General features: G+C 61.8%; 24 protein-coding genes. 14 read left to right on the forward strand and 10 right to left on the reverse strand.

Annotated elements, in window-relative coordinates:
- Positions 1 to 133: 133 nt before the first annotated feature.
- Positions 134 to 604 carry a transposase gene (locus AAGQ88_RS09895; RefSeq protein WP_342655157.1) on the reverse strand — a complete coding sequence of 157 codons (471 nt, stop codon included), beginning with the start codon at positions 602 to 604 and terminating at the stop codon, positions 134 to 136.
- Between the two features lie 954 nt (positions 605 to 1,558).
- Here AAGQ88_RS09895 and AAGQ88_RS09900 point away from each other — a divergent pair.
- Positions 1,559 to 3,028, forward strand: a complete 1,470-nt coding sequence (locus tag AAGQ88_RS09900) for an MFS transporter (RefSeq protein ID WP_342655158.1) — start codon at positions 1,559 to 1,561, stop codon at positions 3,026 to 3,028.
- Between the two features lie 201 nt (positions 3,029 to 3,229).
- The gene (locus AAGQ88_RS09905) at positions 3,230 to 3,817 is read left to right on the forward strand and encodes a LysE family translocator (protein ID WP_342655159.1); all 588 of its coding nucleotides are present in this window, start codon (positions 3,230 to 3,232) and stop codon (positions 3,815 to 3,817) included.
- Here AAGQ88_RS09905 and AAGQ88_RS09910 read toward each other — a convergent pair whose 3' ends face one another.
- Together AAGQ88_RS09910 and AAGQ88_RS09915 are read right to left on the reverse strand one after the other, a co-directional pair.
- Positions 3,818 to 4,651: an AraC family transcriptional regulator gene (locus AAGQ88_RS09910; RefSeq protein WP_342655160.1), complete on the reverse strand. Its 834-nt coding sequence runs from the start codon at positions 4,649 to 4,651 to the stop codon at positions 3,818 to 3,820.
- A 6-nt stretch (positions 4,652 to 4,657) separates the two neighbouring features.
- Positions 4,658 to 6,301 (reverse strand): phosphoethanolamine--lipid A transferase, encoded by a 1,644-nt coding sequence (locus AAGQ88_RS09915; protein ID WP_342655161.1) that lies wholly within the window; start codon positions 6,299 to 6,301, stop codon positions 4,658 to 4,660.
- A 291-nt stretch (positions 6,302 to 6,592) separates the two neighbouring features.
- Between AAGQ88_RS09915 and AAGQ88_RS09920 the strand changes: the two genes are divergently transcribed.
- Positions 6,593 to 7,204 (forward strand): glutathione S-transferase, encoded by a 612-nt coding sequence (locus tag AAGQ88_RS09920; RefSeq protein ID WP_342655162.1) that lies wholly within the window; start codon positions 6,593 to 6,595, stop codon positions 7,202 to 7,204.
- Between the two features lie 2 nt (positions 7,205 to 7,206).
- Here the strand turns inward: AAGQ88_RS09920 and AAGQ88_RS09925 are convergent, their stop codons facing one another.
- From AAGQ88_RS09925 to AAGQ88_RS09935, 3 genes are read right to left on the reverse strand one after another with little or no spacing between them, the layout of a single operon-like run.
- Positions 7,207 to 7,944: a transporter substrate-binding domain-containing protein gene (locus AAGQ88_RS09925; RefSeq protein WP_342655163.1), complete on the reverse strand. Its 738-nt coding sequence runs from the start codon at positions 7,942 to 7,944 to the stop codon at positions 7,207 to 7,209.
- Positions 7,945 to 7,962: 18 nt separating this feature from the next.
- The gene (locus AAGQ88_RS09930; RefSeq protein WP_342655164.1) at positions 7,963 to 9,309 is read right to left on the reverse strand and encodes a diguanylate cyclase; all 1,347 of its coding nucleotides are present in this window, start codon (positions 9,307 to 9,309) and stop codon (positions 7,963 to 7,965) included.
- A gap of 2 nt (positions 9,310 to 9,311) precedes the next feature.
- Positions 9,312 to 10,094 (reverse strand): transporter substrate-binding domain-containing protein, encoded by a 783-nt coding sequence (locus tag AAGQ88_RS09935; RefSeq protein WP_285423417.1) that lies wholly within the window; start codon positions 10,092 to 10,094, stop codon positions 9,312 to 9,314.
- Positions 10,095 to 10,395: 301 nt separating this feature from the next.
- Between AAGQ88_RS09935 and cydP the strand changes: the two genes are divergently transcribed.
- Genes cydP through AAGQ88_RS09960 form a run of 5 tightly spaced genes read left to right on the forward strand, consistent with a single transcriptional unit; the run spans position 10,396 to position 13,772 of the window.
- Entirely contained in the window at positions 10,396 to 10,593 is a 198-nt protein-coding gene (gene cydP, locus AAGQ88_RS09940; RefSeq protein ID WP_093467755.1) for a cytochrome oxidase putative small subunit CydP, read from the forward strand.
- Entirely contained in the window at positions 10,590 to 12,182 is a 1,593-nt protein-coding gene (locus AAGQ88_RS09945; RefSeq protein WP_342655165.1) for a cytochrome ubiquinol oxidase subunit I, read from the forward strand. Before cydP ends, AAGQ88_RS09945 begins: the two co-directional genes overlap by 4 nt.
- Before the next feature lie 10 nt (positions 12,183 to 12,192).
- Positions 12,193 to 13,335 carry a cytochrome d ubiquinol oxidase subunit II gene (cydB, locus tag AAGQ88_RS09950; protein WP_093467761.1) on the forward strand — a complete coding sequence of 381 codons (1,143 nt, stop codon included), beginning with the start codon at positions 12,193 to 12,195 and terminating at the stop codon, positions 13,333 to 13,335.
- 28 nt (positions 13,336 to 13,363) lie between these two features.
- Positions 13,364 to 13,480, forward strand: a complete 117-nt coding sequence (gene cydX / locus AAGQ88_RS09955; RefSeq protein ID WP_285423420.1) for a cytochrome bd-I oxidase subunit CydX — start codon at positions 13,364 to 13,366, stop codon at positions 13,478 to 13,480.
- Complete coding sequence (locus AAGQ88_RS09960; protein ID WP_285423421.1) at positions 13,470 to 13,772, forward strand: cyd operon YbgE family protein; 303 nt, start codon at positions 13,470 to 13,472, stop codon at positions 13,770 to 13,772. The genes cydX and AAGQ88_RS09960 overlap by 11 nt, the downstream gene beginning before the upstream one ends.
- On the opposite strand, the gene AAGQ88_RS09965 is transcribed toward AAGQ88_RS09960, so the two are convergent.
- Entirely contained in the window at positions 13,760 to 15,052 is a 1,293-nt protein-coding gene (locus AAGQ88_RS09965; RefSeq protein WP_342655166.1) for an MFS transporter, read from the reverse strand. The two genes, AAGQ88_RS09960 and AAGQ88_RS09965, sit on opposite strands and share 13 nt — an antisense overlap.
- Before the next feature lie 299 nt (positions 15,053 to 15,351).
- On the opposite strand from AAGQ88_RS09965, the gene AAGQ88_RS09970 reads away from it, so the two are divergent.
- The 5 genes from AAGQ88_RS09970 to bla all read left to right on the forward strand — a co-directional run bounded on the left by AAGQ88_RS09970 (position 15,352) and on the right by bla (position 19,867).
- Positions 15,352 to 15,975: a glutathione S-transferase gene (locus AAGQ88_RS09970; protein ID WP_342655167.1), complete on the forward strand. Its 624-nt coding sequence runs from the start codon at positions 15,352 to 15,354 to the stop codon at positions 15,973 to 15,975.
- Between the two features lie 64 nt (positions 15,976 to 16,039).
- Complete coding sequence (locus AAGQ88_RS09975; RefSeq protein WP_342655168.1) at positions 16,040 to 18,097, forward strand: pyridoxamine 5'-phosphate oxidase family protein; 2,058 nt, start codon at positions 16,040 to 16,042, stop codon at positions 18,095 to 18,097.
- Positions 18,098 to 18,138: 41 nt separating this feature from the next.
- Positions 18,139 to 18,345 carry a hypothetical protein gene (locus tag AAGQ88_RS09980; RefSeq protein ID WP_285423425.1) on the forward strand — a complete coding sequence of 69 codons (207 nt, stop codon included), beginning with the start codon at positions 18,139 to 18,141 and terminating at the stop codon, positions 18,343 to 18,345.
- A 126-nt stretch (positions 18,346 to 18,471) separates the two neighbouring features.
- Positions 18,472 to 18,900, forward strand: a complete 429-nt coding sequence (locus AAGQ88_RS09985; RefSeq protein WP_342655169.1) for a TOBE domain-containing protein — start codon at positions 18,472 to 18,474, stop codon at positions 18,898 to 18,900.
- 94 nt (positions 18,901 to 18,994) lie between these two features.
- Complete coding sequence (gene bla, locus AAGQ88_RS09990; protein ID WP_342655170.1) at positions 18,995 to 19,867, forward strand: class A beta-lactamase; 873 nt, start codon at positions 18,995 to 18,997, stop codon at positions 19,865 to 19,867.
- A gap of 48 nt (positions 19,868 to 19,915) precedes the next feature.
- Here bla and AAGQ88_RS09995 read toward each other — a convergent pair whose 3' ends face one another.
- From AAGQ88_RS09995 to ligD, 3 genes are all read right to left on the reverse strand, one after another.
- Positions 19,916 to 20,977, reverse strand: coding sequence for an SDR family oxidoreductase (locus tag AAGQ88_RS09995; RefSeq protein WP_342655171.1), 1,062 nt, complete (start codon positions 20,975 to 20,977; stop codon positions 19,916 to 19,918).
- Positions 20,978 to 21,121: 144 nt separating this feature from the next.
- Positions 21,122 to 21,604: a DUF2938 domain-containing protein gene (locus AAGQ88_RS10000; protein ID WP_342655172.1), complete on the reverse strand. Its 483-nt coding sequence runs from the start codon at positions 21,602 to 21,604 to the stop codon at positions 21,122 to 21,124.
- 186 nt (positions 21,605 to 21,790) lie between these two features.
- Positions 21,791 to 24,394 carry a DNA ligase D gene (ligD, locus tag AAGQ88_RS10005; protein ID WP_342655173.1) on the reverse strand — a complete coding sequence of 868 codons (2,604 nt, stop codon included), beginning with the start codon at positions 24,392 to 24,394 and terminating at the stop codon, positions 21,791 to 21,793.
- A 334-nt stretch (positions 24,395 to 24,728) separates the two neighbouring features.
- On the opposite strand from ligD, the gene AAGQ88_RS10010 reads away from it, so the two are divergent.
- Positions 24,729 to 25,229 carry a ferritin-like domain-containing protein gene (locus AAGQ88_RS10010; protein ID WP_093467791.1) on the forward strand — a complete coding sequence of 167 codons (501 nt, stop codon included), beginning with the start codon at positions 24,729 to 24,731 and terminating at the stop codon, positions 25,227 to 25,229.
- The last annotated feature ends 205 nt before the right edge of the window (positions 25,230 to 25,434 follow it).

Here is a 25,434-nt window from a genome sequence, read left to right on the forward strand (position 1 = left end):
CGCGAAGGCTTCAGATCAGCCGCCCAATATCCACCAAGAGAAACGCCCTCATGGCGAGCAAGCTCAATACCACCTGTTGCCCGGTGCGAGACGGCTCCGTGAAATGTCGTCTTATGCTGAGCCGTGAGTGTGTTCATTCAGGGTGTGCCAGCCAGACCGCGTCCCATAGCGGGTAGTCGCCCACACGCCTCACCAGCCCAGCCCTCAAGGGGTTGGCAATGATGTAACGCGCAAATCTCAGCAACGCCTCCTCGTGGCGAACGGCTGTGTCATGGTAGCCGGATTGCCAGAGGCTACCTTGAAGCCCCGCGCGCTTGTTTACCGCTATCGCCGTCTTTGATTTCACCCTTTGCACCGTCTGACAAAGCGAACCGGTACCAAGCGCGACCAGCCAGTGAAAATGATCAGGCATGACCACCCAGGCCAATGAGTCAGCCATGCCTGATTCCTCTGCAGCCCGCAGCTCATCGACCAACAACCTTCCAGTGCGCCAGTCGGCAAAGTCAGTGCGGTGTTGCGCAAGACGTGATGTCACAAGATAAATTCTTCCGGGTTCTGAAAACCTCCCGGTGCGCAGGCTGCGCGAGTGCGGTTGTTCGGCCATTCCCTGACTCCCTGCTAAAGGCTGCCCATAAATCTAGCCAGCGGCCGGGTCGGTCGAGCGGGAGTGTGTTGCCTGATGTTGTGCGTGCTTCTGTACAGTCTATGTCGCCCGCACGGGCCAATTCGCGAGCAAGCTCGCTCCCACCTGTTTCGCGGCGTGACGCCACTCGCCATAACACCACAAAACCTCGTGGGAGCGAGCTTGCTCGCGAAGCCTTCAGTTCAGCCCCCAAATCTCCTCCAGCAGAAATGCCCTCATCGCGAGCAAGCTCACTCCTACCTAATTAGCGGCGTGACGCAGCTCGCCAGAACACCACAAAACCTCGTGGGAGCGAGCTTGCTCGCGAAGGCTTCAGTTCAGCCGCCCAATCTCCACCAGCAGAAATGCCCTCATCGCGAGCAAGCTCACTCCCACCTGTTTCGCGGCGTGACGCAGCTCGCCAAAACACCACATAACCCCTGTAGGAGCGAGCTTGCTCGCGATGGCTTCATTTCAGCTGCCAAATTTCGACCAGCAGAAACGCCCTCATCGCGAGCAAGCTCGCTCCCACCTGTTTCGCGGCGTGACGCAGCTCAGCCAAACACCACAAACCCCCTGTAGGAGCGCGCTTGCTCGCGATGGCTTCATTTCAGCCACCCAATCTCCACCGGCAGAAACGCCCTCATCGCGAGCAAGCTCACTCCTACCTGTTTCGAGGCGTGACGCAGCTCAGCCAAACACCACAAACCCCCTGTAGGAGCGAGCTTGCCCGCGAATGCTGCAGTTCAGCCACCCAATTTCTACCGGCAGAAACACCCTCATCGCATGCAAGCTCACTCCCACTCATACCGCGCATCTTCCAGCGACGCGGCTGTTCTGCGTTACTGCGCTCTGCGCAGCAATCCGCTGAACTCCCGGCGCCTGGCCTGACTCTGAACCCAAAGATCACTCCGATCATCGGCGCAAGGATCAGGCATGGCTATCACCGGCGTTCAATCCGAAACGGAGCAGGCCAAGGGCAGGCTGTTTGAGACCGATCTGCCGGCGCGGCTGGACCGGCTGCCTTGGGGTCGGTTTCATACGTTGCTGGTGTTTGCCCTGGGCATCACCTGGCTGCTCGATGGTCTTGAAGTCACGCTCGCGGGTTCCGTCTCCGGGGCGCTGAAGGAGAGCCCGGTGCTGCGCCTCACGAATGCGGACATTGGCCTGGCGGGCGGTGCTTATATCTGTGGCGCGGTGCTGGGTGCGCTGTTTTTCGGCTGGCTGACCGACCGGCTGGGGCGCCGCAAGCTGTTCTTCATCACGCTGGCGCTGTACATCAGCGCGACTGCGGCCACGGCGTTTTCTTTCAGCCTGTGGAGCTTCATGCTGTTCCGCTTTCTGACCGGAATGGGCATCGGTGGCGAGTACACGGCCATCAACTCGACGATTCAGGAGTTCACCCCCGCGCGCTTTCGCGGCTGGGTGGACCTCACCATCAATGGCACGTTCTGGATCGGTGCGGCGCTGGGGGCGGGCGGGTCGATCCTGTTGCTGGATCCCGGCTGGATCGGCGCGGACCTGGGCTGGCGTCTGTGTTTCGGGATCGGCGCGGTGCTGGGACTGGTGATTCTGCTGATGCGACTGTGGCTGCCCGAAAGCCCGCGCTGGCTATTGATTCATGGCCAGAGCGAAGAAGCACGGAGCATCGTCGAGAACATCGAGCGGCGTTTTCGCGAGCAGGGTCATGCGCTGCCCGCGCCCAGCGGCCCACCTTTGCGTCTGCATGCCCGAGATCACACGCCGCTGCGGGAGATCTTCGACACGCTGTTCAATACCTACCGGCAACGGGCGCTGGTCGGCATGACGCTGTTGACCGCTCAGGCATTTTTCTACAACGCCATTTTCTTTACTTACGCGCTGGTGCTGACCGAGTTCTATCAAGTGCCGTCGGCGTCGATCGGCTGGTACGTGCTGCCGCTTGCGCTGGGCAACTTCTGTGGGCCGCTGTTGCTGGGGCGGTTGTTCGACGTGATCGGCCGCCGCGTGATGATCAGCCTGACGTACGCCGTCTCGGCGATTCTGCTGTGCATCAGCGGGTACCTGTTCGAGCAGGGCGTGTTGAACGTGCCCCAGCAGGCGATTGCCTGGATGATCATTTTCTTCTTCGCCTCCGCGGCGGCCAGTTCGGCGTATCTGACCGTCGCCGAGACCTTTCCGTTGGAGATCCGCGCGCTGGCCATCGCGGTTTTCTACGCGTTCGGCACGGCGCTGGGCGGCATCGTCGGCCCGACGCTGTTCGGCAGGCTGATCGACAGCCATGAGCGCGGCCCGGTGTTCATCGGCTATCTGATCGGCGCGGCGTTGATGTTGCTGGCTGCGGCGGTGCAGGCGATCTGGGGCGTCTCTTCGGAGCGCAAATCCCTGGAGCAGGTCGCACGGCCGCTGTCTCAGGCGAGTGATTGACAGCGCGTTCTACCCGACGCCATCGCACAGGGGGCTCCAGCGCAGCGGATGCGCCAACCTCGCTGGCTTTGGCGCAGGTGCTTTTCCATGGATGGGCAGTCAGGTGTGTGCCGCACAGCGGACTGGTCAGTTTTCTTCAATACCCCTGCAACGCCCGCCGATTAAGGTTCTCGCTCATCCAATGAGCAGAGAGTTGCAGCAATGAACCTGATGATTTCCATGGCGGCCTTCGCCCTCGCGGCATCTATTTCTCCGGGGCCGGTGAATGTGGTGGCGCTCAGTTGCGGGGCGCAGTTCGGTCTCGCGGCGAGCTTGCGCCATGTGACGGGTGCCACGGTGGGCTTCGTCTTGCTGCTGGTGTTCACCGGTTTCGGGCTGCACGAAGTGCTCGTCCGATACCCCATGCTCACCGATTTCATTCGCTGGGCGGGCATGGCGTTTCTGATCTATCTGGCGTGGAAACTGGCGATGGACGACGGCCAGTTGCAGATCGGCAAGCCCACGCGTCGGCCATCGTTGCTCAGGGGAGCCGCCATGCAATGGCTCAACCCCAAGGCCTGGCTGGCAGCAGTGGCGGGGATGGGTGCATTCGTGGCCGATGGCGAAGCGCGGCTGATCGGCCTGTTTGCGCTGATCTACCTCATCGTCTGCTATTTGTCGGTGGCGTGCTGGGCGTACGCCGGGGCGTTTCTGGGTCCTTACTTGCGCAGTTCCCGGCGCATCCGCGTGTTCAATCGCAGCATGGCGACCTTGCTGGCTGGCTGCGCCGTATCACTGCTGTACGTGTGATCACTGGCGATATTGCCCGGGCGTTGCTGCCAGATGCTTTTTGAACACCCGCTGAAAATGCGCCTGATCGGCAAATCCGCTGCGCTGAGCGACGGCGGCAATCGGCTCGCCCTTGAGCAGTTGCATCTGGGCGTGCTGGATGCGCCGGTTGAGCAGGTACGCATGGGGCGTCATGTGGAAGTGCTGCTCGAAGGCGCGAATCAGATAGGCCTCCGACAGATTGGCGGCCTGACAGATGTCTTCCAGCCGGATCGGCTGCAAGAAATGGGCGTTGATGTAATGCGCGGCGCGTTCGATCCTGGCGCCGGCCTTTCTCACCGGCGGCCGACCCCCACCCAGACGCTCTTGCATCTGCGTGAAGAAGGCGATGGCTTGTTCGTGGCGCGCCATGGTCTGGGCGTGCGGATCGATGAGCACGCGGTGCAGGCGCAGCAGCGCATTGAACAGCTGCGGATCGTCGCAATGAGTGGCGGCTATCGGCTGAAAGCTCTGGTCTTCGCTGACGCCGCACGCGTGCTGGATCCGGCCCAGCCAGGCGGCATCGACGTACAGCATGATGTAAGACCACGGCTGGTCGTCGATAGGGTTGCAGGCGTGGACATCGCCGGGATTCATCAGCACGACCGTGCCGGTGGCGATGGTCTGACAGGTCTTTTCGTGCAGGTAGGTGCTCTGTCCGGCAGTGATCGCACCGATGGAGAACACCTCGTGCGAGTGACGCGCGTAACAGACCTTGCGGCCGTCGGCGATCGAGCGGGCCTGAATGAAAGGTAACTGCGGGTCCCGCCAGAACACCGGTGTCTCAGCGTTGATCACCGGGTTCTGAAGGGCCATGTCAGATCATCCTCTGGCGTGTTTGCAGCTGTGGAAAATGTCCAGCGCGGGCTGGTATTCAGTGGTGTCGACACCGAGCAAGCCTAGCACCGAATGAAACATGTAGTCATGGCTCAGGTCCGGCTGATTCTGCTTGGCCGCCAGGCAATTGCGATCGATGCTGGCATCTTCCAGCGTCTGCTTGCCGAACCACATCACCATCGGCACGTGGGTCTGAGCTTGCGGGGCGATGGCGTACGGCGCGGCGTGCAGATAAATGCCGTTTTCGCCCAGTGATTCACCATGGTCGGACACGTAGATCATCGAAGTGTCGACCTTGTCCTGATTGCGCTTGAGCAGTTCGATGGTCTGCGAGAGGAAGTGATCGGTGTACAGAATCGTGTTGTCGTAGACGTTCTTCAGCTCATCCGAGGTGCAGCTGCCCAACTGATTGGTATGGCAGACCGGCGTGAAGCGTTCCATCGCCTTGGGGTAACGGTCGTAGTACTCCGGGCCGTGGCTGCCGTCGGAATGCAGGACAATGATCGCGTTGTCCTTGAGGGAGTCGATGTAGTCCTGCAAGCCGACCAGCAGCGATTCATCCAGGCAATTCTGGCCGTCGCAGAACGCGCTCGGCTGGTTTTTCGGAATGTCGCTGTGCGGCACGCGCAGGCAGGTGCCCTTGCAATCGCTGTTGTTATCCAGCCACACCACCTCAAGCCCTGCGCGCTGCAGCATGTCCAGCAGGCCTTCATAAGTCTTGCCCTTCTTGTCGCTGTAATCGGTGCGCGGGAATCGCGAGAACATGCACGGCACCGACACGGCCGTGGACGTGCCGCAGGAAGCGACATGGGTGAAATTGAGAATGTCCTGTTGCTTGAGCTCCGGGTTGGTTTCCCGCCCGTAGCCATTGAGCGAGAAATGATCGGCGCGCGCCGTTTCACCGACCACGAAAATCATCAGGCTCTTTTTCGGTCGCTGTTGCGCTTCGGGGCTGAGCACCGAATCGGCGCCGACCGTCTGGATCTGCACCGTTTCCTTGATCGCTACCGTCTGCTTGGTCAGCTTGCCGAGGGCGTAGAGGTAGTTGGTCGGGTTGATGAAGTGAGTCAGCTTGTCTTCGTCGCGAAAGATCGGCGCGTAGGTCGAATAGAACGGACCCACGGCGGCAGCGATCAGCAGAATGCAGCCGATGCACACCAGCACCTTGTTGACCAGCCCCGGCAAGACCCGGCGATAGGTCACTGGCAGCCACCAGATCAGCGCGATCGGCAGTGCGCCGAGCAGACCCAGATAAAGAAACAATTTGCCACTGAGCAGTGCCTTGGCTTCACCGGGGTTGGTCTCGAGCACGTTCTGCATCATCACCGTGTCGATGCTGATGCCGTAATCGTTCATGAAGTACGCCGCTGCGGCGGAGCCCAGGGCGACCAGACTCAGCACGGGTTTGAGCGTGGGGCGGAACGAGAACGGCATCAGCAGCAAGGTGATCGCCGCCCAGAGGAACAACCCGAACGACACGTAGAATGCGACGGCCTTGAGGCCTTGCAGCTGAGTCAGCCCCAGCAGTGCGTGCCAGGTGGCGAGGTTATAGAAGGCGACAAGACAGAGCGAAAACAGCATGACGAGGCGGGTGGAGGTGACGGGTCTGACCAACGAACGCATTTCCATATAAGCGACTACTCGACGCAGGCCTGGCACGCGTTCCGGTGGTCGTATCCGTACGGCGGCACGTCTGGAACGCCCGTTATAAGCAGGCAGATTGATAAGAGGGCGGAATTTCGGGCGGAGTTTTTCAGACCGATTGTGAATACTTTGTGAACGAAGTGTAGACAGTCTGTCAGACCTTCCATTTTTTTTCAGCGGCGGGCATTGCGCGTCGAAACAGGTTTGCTAGCCTGCGAAAATCCACAACCGGTTAGCACGTCACACGGTATTCACGAGTTAGATGGAGGAGGTTTGATGAAGCTCATCGGTATGCTGGATTCGCCGTATGTCCGGCGGGTCGCAGTCAGCCTCAAGCGTCTGGGGATCGCGTTCGAGCACGAATCGGTGTCGGTCTTTCGCGGGATGGAACGGTTCAGCGAAATCAACCCGGTGATCAAGGCGCCGACCCTGGTCACCGACGACGGCGTGGTGCTCATGGAGTCCAGCCTGATCCTCGATTACGTCGAATTTCTGCAAGAGCCCGGCGAGGGCCTGATGCCTGCCCAGCCCGCTCAACGCGTGCGCACACTGCGCCTGATCGGGGTTGCCTTGGTGGCCTATGAAAAAGCGGTGCAGATCTATTACGAGCGCAACCTGCGGCCTGCCGACATTCAGCATGCGCCCTGGGTTGAGCGGGTAAGTGCGCAGTTGAAGACGGCCTGCGCCGAGCTTGAGCGGGAGCTTGAGCGCCAGCCGCTGCCCGCGGACGCCGACATCGGGCAGGACGGCATCAGCATCGCGGTGGGTTGGTCGTTCATCCAGCTGGTGGTGCCGGATCAGGTCAGCCCCGCCGATTACCCGCTGCTGGCGCAGTTCAGCGCCCGCGCGGAAACGCTGGAGGTATTCAAGTCGCTGCCGATGGTTTGATCTTACTGGGCGAGCAGCTTCGCCACGGTGCCGTCGTCTTTCAACTGGGAAAACGCTGCCGCGATCCGTTTGACGGTGTCTTCCGGGGTCGCTGCGCTGAGTGCGACGTAAAGGCCTTTGGACAGCTCGTCGAGGGTGTAAACGGCTTCCAGCTCCTCGAAGGCGACGTTCAGGTCCTTGCACTGCTCCCGTGCTTCTCGTTCAGGCAGCGGCACCAGCGCCACCTGGCCGCTGAATAGCTTGCGCAAGTTGTCCAGATTGGTCGCCGAGACCACCATCTTGTTGAAACCCTTGCTCTCCAGATACTCCTGGCGCGAGTCGTCCCGCACCACGCCGACGCTGTAGTGTCTGGCGTCTTCCAGGGTTGCGACCGCGATGTCCTTGCGAGCGCGCAGCTTGTAGAACATCGGCATGACCTGATCCAGTTCGCCCACCCATTTGAACAACGGCTCGCGTTCGCTGCTGCGGATGATGGGGTAAATCAGTACGTTGGGTTCCAGACGCGCAATGTCGTAGGCGCGTGCCCACGGGTACAGGGCCATGTGGTAATCGGTAATGCCGGCCGTGGCGAGGGTCTTTTCGACGATCTCGCTCGCCACGCCGCTGACCTTGCCGTTCTCCAGCGAACTGTAGGAAGAGTCTTCGGTGACCACCTGCAGCGTCGCCGCGCTGGCCTGAAGGCAGATCCATGCCAGCAGGCTGACGGTCAGAACCGTGCAGTGGCGTTGAATATTTCCCATGTCACTTCCTCTCCCTGATCAGATCTCGCAACGATTACGGCCCTGGCTCTTGGCCCGATACAGTGCGCGGTCGGCACTTTGCAACAACTGGTCGAAGCGCTCCATGGCCGCCGTGTCGAGTTCGGCGACGCCGACACTCAACGTGACGAACGGCGAGACAGGCGACGCGCCGTGTGGCAATTGCCGGTCGACCAGCAGCCCACGCAAGCGCTCGGCCGACGCCAGCGCCTGCGCCGCGTCCTGACCGGGCAGCAGCACGGCAAATTCTTCTCCGCCCAGCCGGGCGACCAGCTCGCCCGAGCGGGAAAACAGCGCGCTCATGGTCAACGCCACTTCCCGCAGGCACTGATCGCCCATCGCGTGGCCATGGGTGTCGTTGTACAACTTGAAAAAATCGACGTCGCACATCAGCACCGAAAACGGCAATCCGTGGCGCAGCGCGCGGTTGAATTCCAGTTCCTTGAGTTCGTCGAAGTGCCGGCGGTTGGCAAGGCCGGTCAAGGGGTCGAAGCGGGTCAGCGCTTCCAGGCGGATGTTTGCCGCTTTCAACTGCGCCGTGCGTTGCTCTACCAGCTCGGCCAACTGATCGCGGCTGGCCGCCAGCGCGATCTCATCGCGGGCCTGGCGCTCGAGGTGGTTGGCCAGTTTGTCTTGCAGGTCGTTGACCCCGGCTTCCAGCAGGTCCAGTTCGTCACCGGCCTTGCCGCGGCGTTCCAGCGACAGGTGCGTCTTGAGGTTCTGCGGCGTCAGTTGTTCCAGATGCCGGGCGATGCGCCGCACGTGCAGCGTCACCGAGCGGTTGAACATGCCCATGATCAACCCCGCCAGGGCGAGCGACTGGATGATCTGCGTCAGCATGATGATGCCGACCTCTTTCCACAGGCGTCTCCAGAGCAGGCTTTCGTCGCCCTCGATCGTCAACTCGCCGACCACCTCGCTGGCGCCCGCGTAAGGACTGACGGTCAATTGCCGGCGCAGGGCGGGGGCCAGCACCGATCCGGCGTGCCCCGCATGCTGGCGCTCGACCACCTCGGGCGCACGGCCCGGACGCAGGATGCGCAGCTCCACCCGACCCACCGGCGCGGCCGTCGCCACACTGTCGATTTGCGCCTGCAGGGCTTCACTGTCCATCTCCCAGACCGCTTTGGACAACGTGCCTTGAAACACCTGATCGATCAGGCTCAGTTCGGCGGTCATGTTGGCAAGGTTGGTGTTCCAGGCGAACCAGGTTCGCACCGTGACCGTCGCCAGGGTGAACAGGATGCAGAACGCCAGCGTGGCCAGCACCAGTCGGCGCGCCAGCGAGCCGCTGCGCGGGCGCGCCTCGGTGGTCTGGGTCAGGTTCGATTCGGACTCCGCAAGCATGCTCAATCCCATTTACGCGCGATGGCGTCGTAGGTGCCGTTCTCACGGATCGCCTTCAATCCGTTCTGAAACAGTTGCACGGTCGCATCCGACGTTCCGGCACTGAACGCCATGTTGAACCCTCCGGTTTCTTCCAGCGCCTGCACACGCAAGGATTGCACCAGCGTGCGCTCTGGGTCGTCACCGACCTGGCGGGCGAGGTAATAAGCATTGAGTTCGTCGGAGATCCACAGGTCGACGTGACCGGTCTGCAGCTTCTGATAGTTGAGTTCGTAGCGGTTGCTGGACTGCAATTGCTGACCGACGACGAAGCGATTGGCGATCAGGTATTGCTCGCCGACGTCTTCGTTGACCGTCGCGGTCTGCCAGTCGCGGGCGTCCTCCAGGTCCATGAGGCTGACCGGGTGGTTGGCTGAGGAATAGATGAACCAGCGCGAGGCCGCGATAGTGCCGACCCATTTGAACAGGTGTTCACGTTCCGGCGTACGCGTGATGGAGTAAATCAGCACGTTCGGGTCATGCAGGGCGAGATCGTAAGCCCGCGCCCACGGCATGGATTGAATGGTCGCCTGCACGTTCACCTGCTTGAGCACCGCCTGCACCACCTCGGTGCTCATGCCGGTCAGAACGCCGTCGCGGGTCATGTTGTAGGGCGGCAGCTCCTCGGTGACCACGCGTATCGGCTCGGCCAGCGCGCCACCCGCGCCCGGACTGACACACAGACACAGGCCCAGCGCGCGCAAAAGCACGCTGCCGATGGTGTGAACGAGCGATTTAAGTGTCATGGACGGCTACCTCAGCGACTGCAGTAGCGACTGTTTTCCGATCCCAACAGGACGGATCAACATGACCAGACTGCCTTGCACATCAGGATATCGGCTGAAAAATCCGCCACTTGAGACGGTTATCTGCCGTTCATCCTGTGGTTGAGGAGTGGGCCGCTGGCGCCGCGGCAAGTCTATAAACAGGACCTGACTGAGCCTGTGGCGTTCTGCCACACCAGCACACGCGGCATTTTTTGATCTGGATCAACGGTCTCGGACTTGGCTGTAGGAAAAATACCCTGCACCCCGACGAGTCCTCAACATGCCCGGTCCCCTCGCGTTCCTCAAACACCCGCTGGCGAAAGAAATCGGTCTGATCCTGTTGATCAAACTCGTCCTGTTGATGGGAATCCGCTGCGTCTGGTTCGACGCGCCGGTCGAGGTCAAGGATGACGGGGTGCAAGCCGGCCTGCATGTATTGGGCGCCCCTCCCGTATCTCCTGAGAAGAACCCAAAATGATTTCGGAATCAGTCGTCGACCTCTCTCGGCTGCAGTTCGCGATGACCGCGCTGTACCACTTTCTGTTCATACCCCTGACGCTGGGCATGACGTTCCTGCTGGCGATCATGGAGTCGGTCTACGTCATGACCGGCAAACAGGTCTACAAGGACATGACCAAATTCTGGGGCAAGCTGTTCGGCATCAACTTCGCCCTGGGCGTGACCACCGGCCTGACCATGGAGTTTCAGTTCGGCACCAACTGGGCGTACTACAGCCATTACGTGGGCGACATTTTCGGCGCGCCGCTGGCGATCGAAGGGCTGATGGCGTTCTTTCTCGAATCGACCTTCATCGGCCTGTTCTTCTTCGGCTGGGACCGGCTGAGCCGCGTGCAGCATCTGTCGGTCACCTGGCTGGTGGCGATCGGCTCGAACATGTCGGCGCTGTGGATTCTCATCGCCAACGGCTGGATGCAGAACCCCGTCGGCGCGGAGTTCAACTTCACCACCATGCGCATGGAAATGACCAGCTTCAGTGACCTGGTCTTCAACCCGGTGGCGCAGGTAAAGTTCGTTCACACCGTGGCATCTGGCTATGTGACCGGTGCGATCTTCGTCCTGGCGATCTCCAGCTGGTACCTGCTCAAGGGCCGCGACACGGGATTTGCGCGGCGCTCGTTCGCCATCGCGTCGGCGTTCGGCATGGCGTCGATCCTCTCGGTGATCATCCTGGGTGACGAGTCCGGCTATGAGATCGGCGATGTGCAGAAAACCAAGCTGGCCGCCATCGAAGCCGAGTGGGAAACCGAACCTGCGCCAGCCGCCTTTACGCTGTTCGGCCTGCCGAACCAGGAAACCCAGCGCACCGATTACGCGGTCAAGATTCCGTACGTGATGGGGATCATCGCCACCCGCTCGGTGGACAAGCAGGTCACCGGTATCAAGGATCTGGTCAGCGAGCATCAGGGCCGCATCCGCAACGGCATGGTCGCCTACGACCTGCTGGGCAAACTGCGCGCCGGTGACAAGAGCCAGCAGACCCTCGATGCCTTCAACGAGGTGAAGAAAGACCTCGGTTACGGCCTGTTGCTCAAGAAGTACACCGACAACGTGGTCGACGCCAACGAGCGGCAGATCAAACAGGCGGCGCTGGACTCCATCCCGCACGTGGCTTCGATCTTCTGGACTTTTCGCGTGATGGTGCTCAGCGGCTCGCTCATGTTGGCGCTGTTCATCTGCGCGTTCTGGGCATCCGCCCGCAAGAACGAGTCGAGCAAACGCTGGTTGCTCAAGTGGGCGCTGTTCAGCCTGCCGCTGCCGTGGATTGCCACACAGACCGGCTGGTGGGTGGCCGAGCACGGCCGTCAGCCTTGGTCGATCGGTGAGGTGCTGCCGGTTCACCTCTCGGCGTCGACGCTGTCTTCGGGAGATGTGATCGGCTCGATCGTGGCGCTGGTGACCTTCTACACCTTGCTGCTGGTGATCGAAATGTACCTGATGATCAAGTTTGCCCGCCTGGGCCCGAGCAGCCTGCACACCGGTCGTTACCACTTCGAACAGCGCGACAGCGACTTGTCCGCACCTGCCCAACAACCGGCGCTGGCCTGAGGAACACACGATGTTCGATTACGAGACACTCAAACTGATCTGGTGGGTGCTGGTCGGCGTGCTGCTGATCGGCTTCGCCCTGACCGACGGCTTCGACCTGGGCGCGGCCATGCTGATGCCTTTCGTCGGTCGCACCGACAACGAGCGGCGAGTGGTCATCAACACCATTGCGCCGCACTGGGAAGGCAATCAGGTCTGGCTGATCACGGCCGGTGGCGCGCTGTTCGCGGCCTGGCCGCTGGTGTACGCCGCAGCGTTCTCAGGGATGTACTGGGCGCTGTTGCTGGTGTTGTTCGCCTTGTTCGTGCGCCCGGTGGGCTTCGATTACCGCAGCAAACTGGACAACACCCGCTGGCGGCAAAGCTGGGACTGGGGGCTGTTTGCCGGCGGGCTGGTGCCGTCGCTGGTGTTCGGCGTGGCCTTCGGCAACCTGCTGCTGGGGGTGCCGTTCCGCTTCGATGAAAACCTGCGCTCCAGCTATCTGGGCAATTTCTGGCAGTTACTGAGTCCGTTTGGCCTGCTGGCCGGTGTGGTCAGCCTGAGCATGCTCGGCCTGCATGGCGGCACCTGGTTGATGATGCGCACCGAGGGCGCGGTTGGCCGTCGTTCACGTCGCGCTTCGCAGTTACTCGCGCTGGTGTTTCTGCTGTCGTTCATCGGGGCGGGCGTCTGGCTGCTGCTCGGTGGCATTCAGGGCTTGAGCATCACCTCGGCGTTCGATGCCGGCGCAGCGCTCAACCCGCTGAGCAAGACTGTCGATGCCGACAACCACGGCTGGATGGCCAACTATCACCAGCATCCACTGACGGTCATCGCGCCGCTGCTGGGTGTGTTCGGCGGCCTGCTGGCCTTGCTCGGCGCCAGTGCGGGGCAGGGGCGCACGGCGTTTCTGGGCAGCAGCCTGGCCATCGTCGGCGCGCTGTGCACGGCGGGCTTTGCGCTGTTTCCGTTCGTCATGCCGTCCAGCCTCGACCCGGCTTCCAGCCTGACGGTGTGGGACGCCGTATCCAGCCATAAAACCATGGGCATCATGCTGGTCGCCGCGTTGATCTTCGTGCCGCTGATCCTCGCTTACACCCTTTGGTGCTACGCCAAGATGTGGGGCAAGGTCACCACCGCCCACATCGATCACGACCCTCACGGCCTGTACTGAGCCGACCCTCGGACAAGGAGACCTTCTCATGTGGTATTTCGCCTGGATTCTCGGCGTGTTGCTGGCCTGCAGCTTCGGCATCATCAATGCGTTGTGGCTTGAGTCAGCCGACAGCAACGCGCTGGAGAACGGACGTGACAACTGATGTGCTGAACGCACCGTTCCGACACGCTCTGGGCAGGGCACTGTCCCTGCTTCTGGCGATTCCGTTGAGCCTGGTGCTGATGATTCATCCCGCGTCGATGCTCGATGCCAGCGGCCATTATTCCCACGGCATGCTGATGCTGATCATGTGGGGCGTGGCCGGTGGTTATGTCCACGGCGTCGGTTTCGAACCGCGGGCGCTGGCCTGGCGGGTGGCGTTTCACCCGCTGCTGGCCTGGGGGCTGATGGGCCTGGGCGTTGCCGTCCTGGCCCAGGCGCGTCAGTGGGTCTGAGCCTTCGCCGCTTTCACCGCAGGGACGATGGACAGGGCAATCAATGCAGCCACTGCGCAGAGCAGCCCTGAAATGAAAAACGCCGGCAGGTACGTGGCAAAGTGGCTGCGTGTCCAGCCGGCACCGAAGGCTGCGAATGCCGCGCCCAGTTGATGGCCGGCGAACACCCAGCCGAACACGATGTTGGCGCGTTCTGCGCCGAATTTCTGCGCGGTCAGTTTCACCGTCGGCGGCACGGTCGCGATCCAGTCCAGGCCGTAGAGCAGGGCGAAGATCGACAGGCCGAACACTGTGAAGTCGAGAAACGGCAGCAGCACCAGCGACACGCCCCGAAACCCGTAATACCAGAACAGCAGCCAGCGGTTGTCGAAGCGATCCGACAGCCAGCCCGAGCCAATGGTGCCGAAAAAGTCGAAGATCCCCATCACCGCCAGCATGCCCGCCGCCGTGGTCGCGGCCAGGCCGAAGTCGCCGCACATCGTGATGAAGTGCGTCTGAATCAGGCCGTTGGTGCTGGCGCCGCAGATGAAGAAGGTCATGAACAGCACCCAGAAGGTCCAACTCTTCGCCACCTCGCGCAGCACGCTCAAGGGTGTCAGCAGCAACTGAATGAAATCATGGGTGCTGGTGGTGGCGGGCTGGATCTCGGTCTCGCCGTACAGCGGCAGTTGCAGGTCGGCGGGCCGATTGCGCATCAGCGCCAGTACGGCGACGCCCGCAATGATGATCGCCGTGCAGATGCAGGCCAGTGCGGTACGCCAGCCAAAATGCTCGGTGAGATTGGCCAGCATCGGCATGAACACCAACTGACCTGTCGCGGAACTGGCCGACAGCAAGCCCATGGCCAGACCCCGATGCCGAAAAAACCAGCGGGTGGCGACGGTCGCGCCGAGCACCATGGCGGTCAGACCGGTGCCGAACCCCACCACCACGCCCCACAGCAGGACCAATTGCCAGAATTGCGTCATGAACAGCGACAGCACCATGCCGCTCGCCACCAGCGTCAACGCCGTCAGCACGACTTTGCGCACGCCGAAATGGTTCATGAACGCCGCAGCAAACGGACCGACCAGGCCAAACAGCGCGAAGCGTACCGCCAGCGCGGAGGAAATCTCGGCAGTGTCCCAGCCGAATTCAGCTTCCAGCGGCCTGATGAAAACCCCCGGCGCGCCCACTGCGCCCGCCATCACCAGCATGGTCAGAAAGGTAACGGCCAGGACGACCCAGCTGTAGTGAATGCGGCGACGAGACAGCGTTGCCGCCAGGACGGACGAGACCATGAGTGTTCCCCGAAGCAGGTAGAGAGTGCCAAATCAAGAGTATGGACGTACGCCAATATGAGGTCGTATCCAAGGCACCCTCGTCAAGGACTTATTTCAAATTGTTTCGAATTCAGGACTCGGTTCGCAGGTTGACTAAACAGAGAAGCGGGCCGCGGCGCAGGTGCGCATGCCAGGAAATCCAACGATCGTTTCAGTAGCTGAAATGCTCGATTGCGTTTTCTGGTTATTCACAGCAGTAACGGTAAAGCGCAGCATCGGCTCCAGTTCTTCCAACCAACCCAATCTGGAGCGCCATCATGAATGCAATCAACTTCTATCACTTCCCGCTTTCCGGCCACTCCCACCGTGCACAACTGATGTTGTCACTGCTGGGCCTCAAGCCAGAGGAGCACTTTGTCGACCTGGCCAACGGTGCCCAGAAAGCCCCGGAATTCCTGGCGCTGAACAAGTTCGGCCAAGTGCCGGTGATCGACGACAACGGCGTGGTCATCGCCGATTCGACCGCCATTCTGGTGTACCTCGCCAAGACCTACGATCCCTCCGGCAAGTGGCTGCCGGCCGACCCGGTCATCGCGGCTGAAGTCCAACGCTGGCTGTCGACGGCGTCGGGCCAGATCAACAACGGTCCGGCCAGAGCACGGCTGATCACGGTATTCGGTGCCGCCTTCGATCCGCAGGACACCATCGAACGCGCCCACGCCATCCTGAAGATCATCGATGAGCATCTGCAAGGTCGTGAATTTCTGGCCGCAGATCATCCCACCATCGCCGACGTAGCCGCCTACAGTTATATCGCCCATGCGCCGGAAGGTAACGTTTCGTTGAGCCAGTACCCGAACGTCCTGGCCTGGCTTGACCGCATCGAAGCGCTGGAAGGCTTCGTGCCGATGCCGCGCACTGCCGCCGGCCTTCAAGCCTGAGCACCTTCGCTACCCACGCTCGGCCCTGACGGCGCCGCACTGCTTCATCCGAGGAGGTTGTGCCATGAATGACATCGCATCGAACAAACCATCACCCTGGCACGACGGCGAGCGGGCGCTGCAAGCGACCATCGGCGTGGCCGAGCGGATGGAGGCTCAAGGCAAGCGTGTCATTCGTGACTACATGCCCGACCAGCACCGCGAGTTCTACGAGCACCTGCCGTATCTGCTGGTCGGGGCCGTGGATGCGCAGGGCTGGCCATGGGCGAGCCTGATCGACGCCGATGCCGGCTTCATCGATTCGCCGGATCCGCGCCGCCTGGACATTGCCCGTTTGCCGGACGCCGATGACCCGATGGGCTCGGCGTTCGCTCCCGGCACCGCATTGGGCATGCTCGGCATCGATCTGCACACCCGGCGCCGCAACCGCATCAACGGGCACATCACTGAAGTCGGTGAAGACGGTTTTTCGGTGGAGGTCGAGCACTCTTTCGGCAACTGCCCGCAATACATTCAGTTGCGCGAGCTCAAGCAAGTCGCTCTGCCCTACGTGGCCGAGCGTGCGCCGGTGCAACGCATGACTGCACTGGATGAAGCAGCGGTGGCGACGATTCGGGGCGCCGATACCTTTTTTGTCGCCAGTTACGTGGACCTTGAAGGCGAGCAGCCACATCGCTCGGTGGATGTTTCTCATCGCGGCGGTCAGGCCGGGTTCGTCAGGGTCGAAGGCGACGTGCTGACGATTCCGGATTTCGCCGGCAACCTGCACTTCAACACGCTGGGCAATTTCAAGCTCAATCCCAAGGCTGGCCTGGTCTTCATCGACTTTGCCACAGGGGATCTGCTGCAACTGGCCGGACGCGTCACCTTGATTCTCGACGGCCCGGAAATCGCCGCGTTTCAAGGCGCCGAGCGGCTCTGGCAAGTGCAGGTCGAGGCCGTGGTTCGGCGGCCTGCGGCCCTGCGCTCGCGCTGGGAGTTTCAAGGGTTTTCGCCCAACAGTCTGATGACCGGTGACTGGCAGCAGACTGCTGCCCGGCTGCAGGCCGACGCGTTGCGCGATCAATGGCGGCCGCTGCGGGTGACGCGCATCGAGGATGAAAGCGCCGGCATCCGCTCGTTTTACTTCGAACCTGCCGATGGCGCCGGCCTGCCGGCGTTCAAGGCCGGGCAGCATCTGCCGTTGCGCCTGAACCTGGCGGATCAGGCCAGGCCGCTGATCAGGACCTACAGCGTATCCAGCGCGCCGTCCGATGATTTTTTCCGCATCAGCGTGAAGCGTGAGGGCCTGGCTTCGGCGCATCTGCATGATCGGGTGCGGGTGGGCGATGTGCTGGAGGCGCGTGCGCCGCAGGGCAGCTTCGTCGTCGATCCGCAAGAGCCCAGGCCGCTGGTGCTGCTGGGAGCAGGCATTGGCGTGACGCCCATGCTGTCGATGCTGCGCGAGGTGATCTACGAAGGCAAACGGACGCGGGGAGGGCGGGCGACATGGTTCATTCAAAGTGCACGTCGTCTGGTGGATCTGGCGTTTCGCGAGGAATTGGACACACTGATTGCCGAGGCTGGAAACCAGCTGACCGCCTTGCGCGTGCTCAGCCAGCCGGAAAGCGGGGCCCGCGCAGGTGAAGACTTCCACGCGACAGGGCGGATTGACCTGGACCTGCTCAAAGCGCTGTTGCCGTTCGACGATTTCGACTTTTACGTCTGTGGGCCGACCAGCTTCACCCAGGCGTTGTATGACGGCTTGCGGGCCATGCACATTCGCGATGAACGGATTCACGCCGAAACCTTCGGGCCCTCCAGCCTCAAGCGCACCCGTGACGAGCAAACGAGCGCCGTGCAGCAACCGCCCGCCGCCACGACATCGGTGCCGGTGCTGTTCGAAAAGTCCGCCAAGGAAGCCCGTTGGCAACCCGAGGGCGGCAGTCTGCTGGAGCTGGCCGAAAGCCGTGGCCTGAACCCTGAATACAGTTGCCGCGGCGGTTCATGCGGCACCTGCAAGACCCGGCTCGTCAGTGGCCAGGTGCATTACCCGGTCCCGCCGGCCGAAATGCCGGACAGCGACCACGTGCTGATCTGCTGCGCAGTCCCGGCCCAAGGGCCGTTGGTGCTCGATCTGTAAACATCCATGCGTGTGCAGGACAGGTTTGAGGAGTCGCCGAAATGAGTGAATGGCCAGCGTTCGAGAAAGAAGACAGCCCGGTTTCGTTTCAGACCACCGAGCAGGAGATTTCATGGCTGCTGCCGCAATCGCTGGCCTCGCTGGCGGGCGAACTGGCGGCGAGCCACGAAGACCACGAAAACCCCGCCACCGCCCGGCTGATTACCTGGGTGCTGTCGGTGTCCAGCTTCCATCGGCAGCGGCAGTAAAGGCTCCGGCCGGTCTGGGAGTGGCACGGTAATCCGCCAGGAACGCCGACGCCGGGGTTGCAATACTACGGCGGGAAATCTGATGATGAGCGGCGATTTTTCCCTCTCATCTCCAGGATTCAAGACATGAAAGTCAGCGCCCGTAACGTGTTCAAAGGTGTCGTCAGCAAGATTCAGGACGGTTCGGTCAATGCCGAAGTGGCGTTGACGTTGCCAGGCGGCGAAGAACTGGTTGCCGTCGTCACCTTGCAAAGCGTCAAGAGCCTGGGCCTTGCCGTCGGCAAGGAGGCGGTGGCGTTGATCAAGGCGCCTTGGGTGATGCTGATGACCGACGCCAGCGGCTTTCGTGTGTCGGCGCGCAACTGCTTGGAAGGCAAGGTCACGCGGGTGAGCGATGGCGCCGTCAACGCCGAAGTGGTGATCGCCTTGGCCGGCGGAACCGAAGTCTATTCTATCGTCACCCGCGAGGCCGTGACTGAGCTGGGTCTGGCGCCAGGCGTCAGCGCCACGGCGGTGATCAAGGCCTCGCACATCATCCTCGGCGTGCCGGCCTGATTGAAATGATCACCGAGGTGCAGTGGTGTCCGTGGAAGGCGGCCACCCGTTCCGGTGATCGGCTCGTTCATCTGCCATTACAAGGACGTAAATTTTGATTACACGCAGAACCCTGATCGGCGCGACGCTGTTGGTCGGCCCCTCATTGTTGATGATCCCTTCACTGGCTGGCGGCGCCGGCCTTTCCCTCGAACAGCGACTGGCGGCACTGGAGCGCCGGCATGGCGGACGCCTTGGGGTCGCCATCTTCGACACCGCCAGCCAACGCATGATCAGCCATCGCGGCGATGAGCGTTTTGCCCTCTGCAGCACCTTCAAATGCCTGGCCGTTGCCTGCGTGCTGGCGCGCGTCGATCGCCAGCAGGAAGACCTGTCGCGCCTTCTGGTCTATGGCAAAGAGCAATTGGTGCCGTATTCGCCGACGACGGAAAAACATGCCGATGGCGGCGGCCTCAGCGTCGGTTCGGTGTGTGAGGCAGCGATCACGTTGAGTGACAACACGGCGGCCAACCTGCTGCTGGACAGTCTCGGCGGCCCGCAGGCGCTGACCGCATGGCTGCGGTCGATTGGCGATCCGGCCACTCGCCTCGATCGTCGCGAACCCGAGCTCAATGAAAACCGCCCGGGCGACTTGCAGGACACCACCACGCCTCACGCCATGCTGCAAACGCTGAACCGGCTGGTGCTCGGCGACGTCCTGTCGCCGGCTTCGCGGGATCAGCTGATTGCCTGGCTGGTGAACAACAAGACCGGCGACGACAAGCTGCGCGCCGGTCTGCCCGAAGGATGGCGGGTGGGTGACAAGACCGGTTCGAACGGCAGGAATGCCAGCAACGATGTGGCGGTGATATGGCCGCCGCGTCGTCCACCACTCTTTGTGACGGTCTACTGCAGCGACGCGAGGGGGAGCAGCGACCAGCTCGATGCGCTGATCGCCGATGTTGGCAGGCTGGTGGCAACCGTTTAAGCGCCGCTCGTTCCCGAAGCGACGCCATGCCGACGCACGAACAGCGGCTTACGGAATCAGCCGCTGTGCGCGCAGTTCATCGAAGACATCGAAAAACGCCTGATCGCTGGCCTGAAACTCTTTGAAGCCCAGCGCGCGGCTTTTCGACATGTCGGTCACCACTTCAATCGGACGACCGAGGTCGGCATCGGTGTGCCAAGGCGAAATCAGGCGGCTGATGTCGGCTTCTTTCAGGTCGTTCTCACGCACGATGTCGGCCCAGGCAGCCTGGTCGTCGGCCATCTGTTTTTCCAGCGGCGACACGTCGGCCGGGAAATCCGCCGGGTGAAGCCCGAAGTAACCGGCGATCTGGCCCCACATCCACTTCCAGCGAAACACATCGCCGTTGGTGACGTTGAACGCCTGATTCGCCGCTGCCGGGGTGGTCGCCGCCCACAATTGCTGTTTGGCCAGCTGACGGGCGTCGGTCATGTCGGTGAGGCTGTCCCACTGCACCCGCGAGCCGGGGAACACGAACGGCCGGCCGGTGGCTTTGCAGATCGAGGCATACACCGCAAGGGTGGTCGCCATGTTCATCGCATTGCCCACCGCAACGCCGGTGATGGTGTGGGGACGGTGCACGCTCCAGGTAAAACCGTCGCGCTCGGCGGCCGCGAACACTTCGTCTTCCTGGGCGTAATAGAAGTTCTCGACGTCCAGACGGCCTTGTTCTTCACGGAACGGCGTTTGTGGCAGCGAGCCTTTGCCGTAGGCCTCGAACGGGCCCAGGTAGTGCTTCAGGCCGGTGACCAGCGCGACGTGCTGGACGCTTTTCTGTGGGCTGAGGGCGTTGAGCACGTTACGCACCATCGCAGCGTTAACCCTGATGTTCTCCGCCTCCGTCGCCTGACGCGACCACGTGGTGATGAACACGTGAGTGGGCTCGATGCCGGCGAGTGCGTTTTCGAGCGCGGCCGGATCCTGAAGGTCTGCGGCGACCGGAATGATGCCCGGTGCCTGCTCCGGGTGGCGGGAGAGGGCGGCGACTTGCCAGCCGTTGTCGAGCAACAGTCGAGTGGTTGCGCTGCCGACGATGCCGCTGGCACCGACGACCAAGGCCGTTTGAGTCATGAATGTCTCCTTGAACGAAAGGCAGTGAATCGGGAAGGGCCGCAACGGTAAAACCCAAGAAGCGGCCTGACGATGGTTGCTGATGTTTCAGAACCCCATCGTCGTCCAGAGGTTCAGCCGGATCCGTTCAGCAGGCGTGAGCGATCAGCCCACCAGCAGCGCCGTAATGTACATGCCGAGGGCGAAGACGATGTGCCCGACGATGTTCTGCAGGCGCGCCACGTTCGGTTGCGGTGCCCGGTTGCAGGCCACCCCGACGCCCATGCCCGGCTGCAGGATGTACCAGCCGGCCGCCACGGTGACCAGCCCGACGATCAGCGCCGGTGTGAACGTCGGTGAATGGGCCCACTGTACGCCCCAGATCAGCAGCAGTGCCGCGGCGAAGACGATGCCGACCACGTAATGCATGACCCAGCCAATGGCCAGTTCGTTGTGGACCTGTGGCGAATCGCCGATACCGTTGCGATGGACGAACTGACCGTTGCGCATGCTGGCGAACCAGCGTCCGACCAGATGCCACGGGGGCGTCGGCAGACCGAGCACGGCTTTTAGCAGGCGCGCCCAGAGGTCCAGCAACGCAGTGCCGCCAATGCCGATGAGAACGGCCAGACTGATGAATTCGAACATGACTCTCCTTGGGCGTGGTCTGTGATCAATGCGGTCGCAGTGGCGGCCCACGTTAGCAGAGTTGCTCACGGCGAGGCGCTCGGCGCTGCGGCCTGCAGCAAAATGTAGCGCGTGTCGGCGTCGCCGTCATGGCATTCGGGGCGCGCGAGGCCTGGCGTGCATCGCTCCCTGGGACAGCGCGCCGCTTCAGCCCTCGAGCCCAACGCGCCGGCGCATCTCGGCGGTGATGGTTTGCTGCACTTGATCTAGGTCCGCCCACGGATCGGTGTCGAGCTCACCCAGCCGCTCATGGATGTTGTGGATGTTCCAGACGTTCGCGCCTTTGATCTCCAGCAGTTCTTCCCGAAAGATCGGCACCGACACCGGCAGACCCTCGCGGGTGCGAGGCGAGTACGCGCAGATGGTGGTGGCGCCCAGCCCGTTGCGCAGGTAGTCGATGAAGATGCGGCCCACGCGGTTCTTCGGCCCGGACACCGCAGAGAACCGATCAGGCAGCAGCTTGGCGATGTGTTTGACGATGGCATGGCTGAACGTCTTCACCGCGTCCCAGTCGTCCTTGGGCGTCAGCGGCACGACCAGGTGAATGCCTTTGCCACCACTGGTCTTGAGGAAGCATTCCAGGCCCAGTTCGTCCAGCACGGCGAGCGTGAGCTGGGTCGCTTCCACCATGCTTTTCCACGGCAGCGCCGGATCCGGGTCCAGATCCAGCACGAAGCGGTCGGGACGTTGCAGATCGCCTGCGACGGCATTCCAGGTGTGCAGTTCGATGGTGCTCATCTGCACCGCACCGATCAGCGCTTCGAGCGTGTTCAGCAGCATCACTGGATGGCCCGTGTATTCTTTGCCCATGGTCTCGACCCCGGGAATCGCCAGGCGATCGGCGTTCTTCTGGAAGAACAACTCGCCGGTGATGCCTTCCGGCGCCCTGACCAGCGCGACTGGCCGCTGGGCCAGTTGCGGCATCAACCAGTCGCGAATGCCGATGTAGTAATCGGCGAGATCGCGTTTGGTCGCACCGCTGGTGGGATCGATCACCCGCTCGGGATGGGTCAGCCTTATCTTGCCTGAGGTGGCCGGCGCTTCGACGGGAGGCGTAGGCCTGGCGACGCGCGGCTTGGCAGCTTTGCCCTTGGCGGCCTTGCCTTCAGTGACCGGGGCAGGGCGCTCTTCGGTAATCGACCGCGCGGGCTTGTCGGTGCGCAGGCCATGAAACACGGCGTGCCTGACGGACCCCTCTTTGGTGATTTCGGCGAACGCGACTTCGGCCAGTAATTGCGGCTTGAGCCAGTGCGCGCCCTTGGCTTCGAAACCCGCGGGCGGATTGACCACTGCCGCCTGGCGAATCTCCAGCGGCAGTAACTGCTGGTAGAGGGTGTTGAGCGTGTCCTCGTTGAAGCCGGTGCCGACCTTCCCGGCGTAGCGCAATTCGCCGCTGTCGGCGTCGTGCAGTCCCAGCATGAGGGCGCCGAACTTGCTGCGCGCGCCCTTGGGGTCGGTGTAGCCCACCACGACAAACTCCTGCCGTCGTTTGCACTTGAGCTTGATCCAGTCGTTGCTGCGACGCGAAACGTAGGGGCTGCCGACACGTTTGCCGATCAGCCCTTCCATTTTCATCTGGCAGGCGCTGTTGAGCAGCGCGTCCGGTGCCTCGCCGAAATCTTCGGAAAACCTCAGAACCTCATCCTCACTGCTCTCCAGTACCTTCGCCAGCGCCGCACGACGCTGCTCCACCGGCACTTCACGCAGGTCCATGCCGTTGAGGTACGGCAGATCAAACAGGTAATACACGATGTTACCGCTGCGCCCGGCTTCGAAGGCGTTCTGCAGCGCCTGGAAATCCGGCACGCCCTCGTCGTTGGCGACGACCATTTCGCCGTCCAGCCAGGCCGACTCCAGTCCGAGGCTGGCAATGGCCTCAGCCTGGCGCGGCAGTTTGTGGGTCCAGTCATGGCCGTTGCGGGTAAACAGCTGCACCTTGCCGTTGTCCACTCGCGCCATCACCCGATAGCCGTCGAACTTGATTTCGTAACGCCAATCGCCTTCCGGCGCCGACTCGACGAGTGTCGCCAGTTCCGGCTTGATGCTGTCGGGAAGCGCAGTGGCGCGCGCTTCGGACAACACCGTGCCGGCTTTCTTCTTGCGTGGGGCCGGCACCTTGGTCACCGGCTTGGGATCGGCCGCTTTGGCCCCGCGTTTGCGGGGCACCAGGGTGCGCTCACTGAGCACGCTGTCGGGCAGCGCCTGGACGATGTCGAACTCCGATTCAGGGCGTGAGAACTCGTCCTGATGCTTGATCAGAAACCATTGTTCCTGCTTGCCCGGAATGTGCGTCTTGACCAGGTTCCAGACGCCGCTGAGTTTTTCCCCCTGCAATTCGAACTTCAAGCGGCCCTTGGCAAACGCTTCTGCCGGCTCGGACAGCGGTTTCCAGATGCCCCGGTCCCAGACAATCACATCGCCTGCGCCGTAGTGGCCTTCAGGAATGCTGCCCTCGAACGTGGCGTAGTCGATTGGATGGTCTTCCACGTGAACCGCCAGGCGCTTGGCCTTGGGGTCCAGCGACGGCCCCTTCGGAACGGCCCAGCTTTTGAGCGTGCCGTCGAGCTCCAGTCGGAAGTCATAGTGCAGCCGGGTGGCGTCGTGTTTCTGAATGCAAAATTGCAGCGCATGCGCGTCCCCGCTCTTTGTCGACGTGCGTTTGCGGGCACTTTTCGGACGTTGCTCACCCGAAGGTTCCGGCGTGGCATCGAAGTCCCGCTTGCGGTTGTATTCCTGAAGTGCGTCGCTCATGTCTCAATCCCTCGCCTGAACGGGCGTTCAACTGCAGTACTAATGAGCGTACAAATGTCCGGCGGTTCCGACCGATGGATCGAAGGTCTGCAGCGCTGACTTGTGCATTCAAACGCCTGCATCAAGAACAAAAGTAAGTCCGACTAAGCGGCGTTTGAATCGTTCGCTGTTCATCATCGAGCGGTCGTCGAAAAGTCGAACTTATGCCTTTCGTCGGCTTGCCCGTAAACGGCGAGAACAGACAACACAGGTCGTCAGTCGAGTTAACTAGCAGGCCGCAGTGTTCGCCCGCGTTCAACTTTAACTACCTACGTCACACGACGAGGAATCGACCATGGCTAGAACAACCGTTGACGATCTGTTTATTCATGAACTGTCGGATGTCTACAGTGCGGAAAAACAAATCACCAAGGCATTGCCGCGCCTGGCTCGGGCTTCGACCAATCCCATGCTTGCAGAGGCGTTCACCTCGCACCTGGAAGAGACTCAGGGCCAGATCGAACGCATCGATCAACTGGTCGAGCAGGCTGGGCTGAAACTCAAGCGCATGAAGTGCGTGGCGATGGAGGGGCTGGTCGAGGAAAGCAAGGAACTGCTCGAGGAAATCGAAAAGGGCGAAGTGCTCGATGCCGCGCTGATCGGCGCCTGCCAGAAGGTCGAGCATTATGAGATCGCCAGTTACGGCACCTTGATCGCGATGGCTAAACACCTGGGCATGACCGAGGCGGCTGATTTGCTGGCGCAGACGTTGGCCGAGGAAAAAGCAGCTGACGAGAAGCTGTCGGCGATTGCCGAGCAAGGTGGCAATCAGGCGGCGACCCTGGCCAAGAAATAAAAGTGTGCTTTCGTTGGTTCATTGGCTTCACCGCGAATCGGTTGCCGTTAGTTGATTGTACGTTTGCGGCTGGCGAAACACTCGATTGAGTTTAATCGTCCGCTTAGTACCATTGGTCGGTATTAAGCCCGGTGTTTTTAACTTTTTCGATGTGTCCGTCGGTCGCAACTTTTGAGGTCTGGCTGAATTGCAACTGTGGCCAATC

It is taken from the genome of Pseudomonas sp. F3-2 (assembly GCF_038804275.1).
Lineage (GTDB): Bacteria > Pseudomonadota > Gammaproteobacteria > Pseudomonadales > Pseudomonadaceae > Aquipseudomonas.

Bases quoted from the DNA above. Each gene is read 5' to 3' on its own strand.
- AAGQ88_RS09895 (WP_342655157.1), bottom strand. From the start codon at position 604: ATGGCCGAACAACCGCACTCGCGCAGCCTGCGCACCGGGAGGTTTTCA.
- AAGQ88_RS09900 (WP_342655158.1), top strand. From the start codon at position 1,559: ATGGCTATCACCGGCGTTCAATCCGAAACGGAGCAGGCCAAGGGCAGG.
- AAGQ88_RS09905 (WP_342655159.1), top strand. From the start codon at position 3,230: ATGAACCTGATGATTTCCATGGCGGCCTTCGCCCTCGCGGCATCTATT.
- AAGQ88_RS09910 (WP_342655160.1), bottom strand. From the start codon at position 4,651: ATGGCCCTTCAGAACCCGGTGATCAACGCTGAGACACCGGTGTTCTGG.
- AAGQ88_RS09915 (WP_342655161.1), bottom strand. From the start codon at position 6,301: ATGGAAATGCGTTCGTTGGTCAGACCCGTCACCTCCACCCGCCTCGTC.
- AAGQ88_RS09920 (WP_342655162.1), top strand. From the start codon at position 6,593: ATGAAGCTCATCGGTATGCTGGATTCGCCGTATGTCCGGCGGGTCGCA.
- AAGQ88_RS09925 (WP_342655163.1), bottom strand. From the start codon at position 7,944: ATGGGAAATATTCAACGCCACTGCACGGTTCTGACCGTCAGCCTGCTG.
- AAGQ88_RS09930 (WP_342655164.1), bottom strand. From the start codon at position 9,309: ATGCTTGCGGAGTCCGAATCGAACCTGACCCAGACCACCGAGGCGCGC.
- AAGQ88_RS09935 (WP_285423417.1), bottom strand. From the start codon at position 10,094: ATGACACTTAAATCGCTCGTTCACACCATCGGCAGCGTGCTTTTGCGC.
- cydP (WP_093467755.1), top strand. From the start codon at position 10,396: ATGCCCGGTCCCCTCGCGTTCCTCAAACACCCGCTGGCGAAAGAAATC.
- AAGQ88_RS09945 (WP_342655165.1), top strand. From the start codon at position 10,590: ATGATTTCGGAATCAGTCGTCGACCTCTCTCGGCTGCAGTTCGCGATG.
- cydB (WP_093467761.1), top strand. From the start codon at position 12,193: ATGTTCGATTACGAGACACTCAAACTGATCTGGTGGGTGCTGGTCGGC.
- cydX (WP_285423420.1), top strand. From the start codon at position 13,364: ATGTGGTATTTCGCCTGGATTCTCGGCGTGTTGCTGGCCTGCAGCTTC.
- AAGQ88_RS09965 (WP_342655166.1), bottom strand. From the start codon at position 15,052: ATGGTCTCGTCCGTCCTGGCGGCAACGCTGTCTCGTCGCCGCATTCAC.
- AAGQ88_RS09970 (WP_342655167.1), top strand. From the start codon at position 15,352: ATGAATGCAATCAACTTCTATCACTTCCCGCTTTCCGGCCACTCCCAC.
- AAGQ88_RS09975 (WP_342655168.1), top strand. From the start codon at position 16,040: ATGAATGACATCGCATCGAACAAACCATCACCCTGGCACGACGGCGAG.
- AAGQ88_RS09980 (WP_285423425.1), top strand. From the start codon at position 18,139: ATGAGTGAATGGCCAGCGTTCGAGAAAGAAGACAGCCCGGTTTCGTTT.
- AAGQ88_RS09985 (WP_342655169.1), top strand. From the start codon at position 18,472: ATGAAAGTCAGCGCCCGTAACGTGTTCAAAGGTGTCGTCAGCAAGATT.
- AAGQ88_RS09995 (WP_342655171.1), bottom strand. From the start codon at position 20,977: ATGACTCAAACGGCCTTGGTCGTCGGTGCCAGCGGCATCGTCGGCAGC.
- AAGQ88_RS10000 (WP_342655172.1), bottom strand. From the start codon at position 21,604: ATGTTCGAATTCATCAGTCTGGCCGTTCTCATCGGCATTGGCGGCACT.
- ligD (WP_342655173.1), bottom strand. From the start codon at position 24,394: ATGAGCGACGCACTTCAGGAATACAACCGCAAGCGGGACTTCGATGCC.
- AAGQ88_RS10010 (WP_093467791.1), top strand. From the start codon at position 24,729: ATGGCTAGAACAACCGTTGACGATCTGTTTATTCATGAACTGTCGGAT.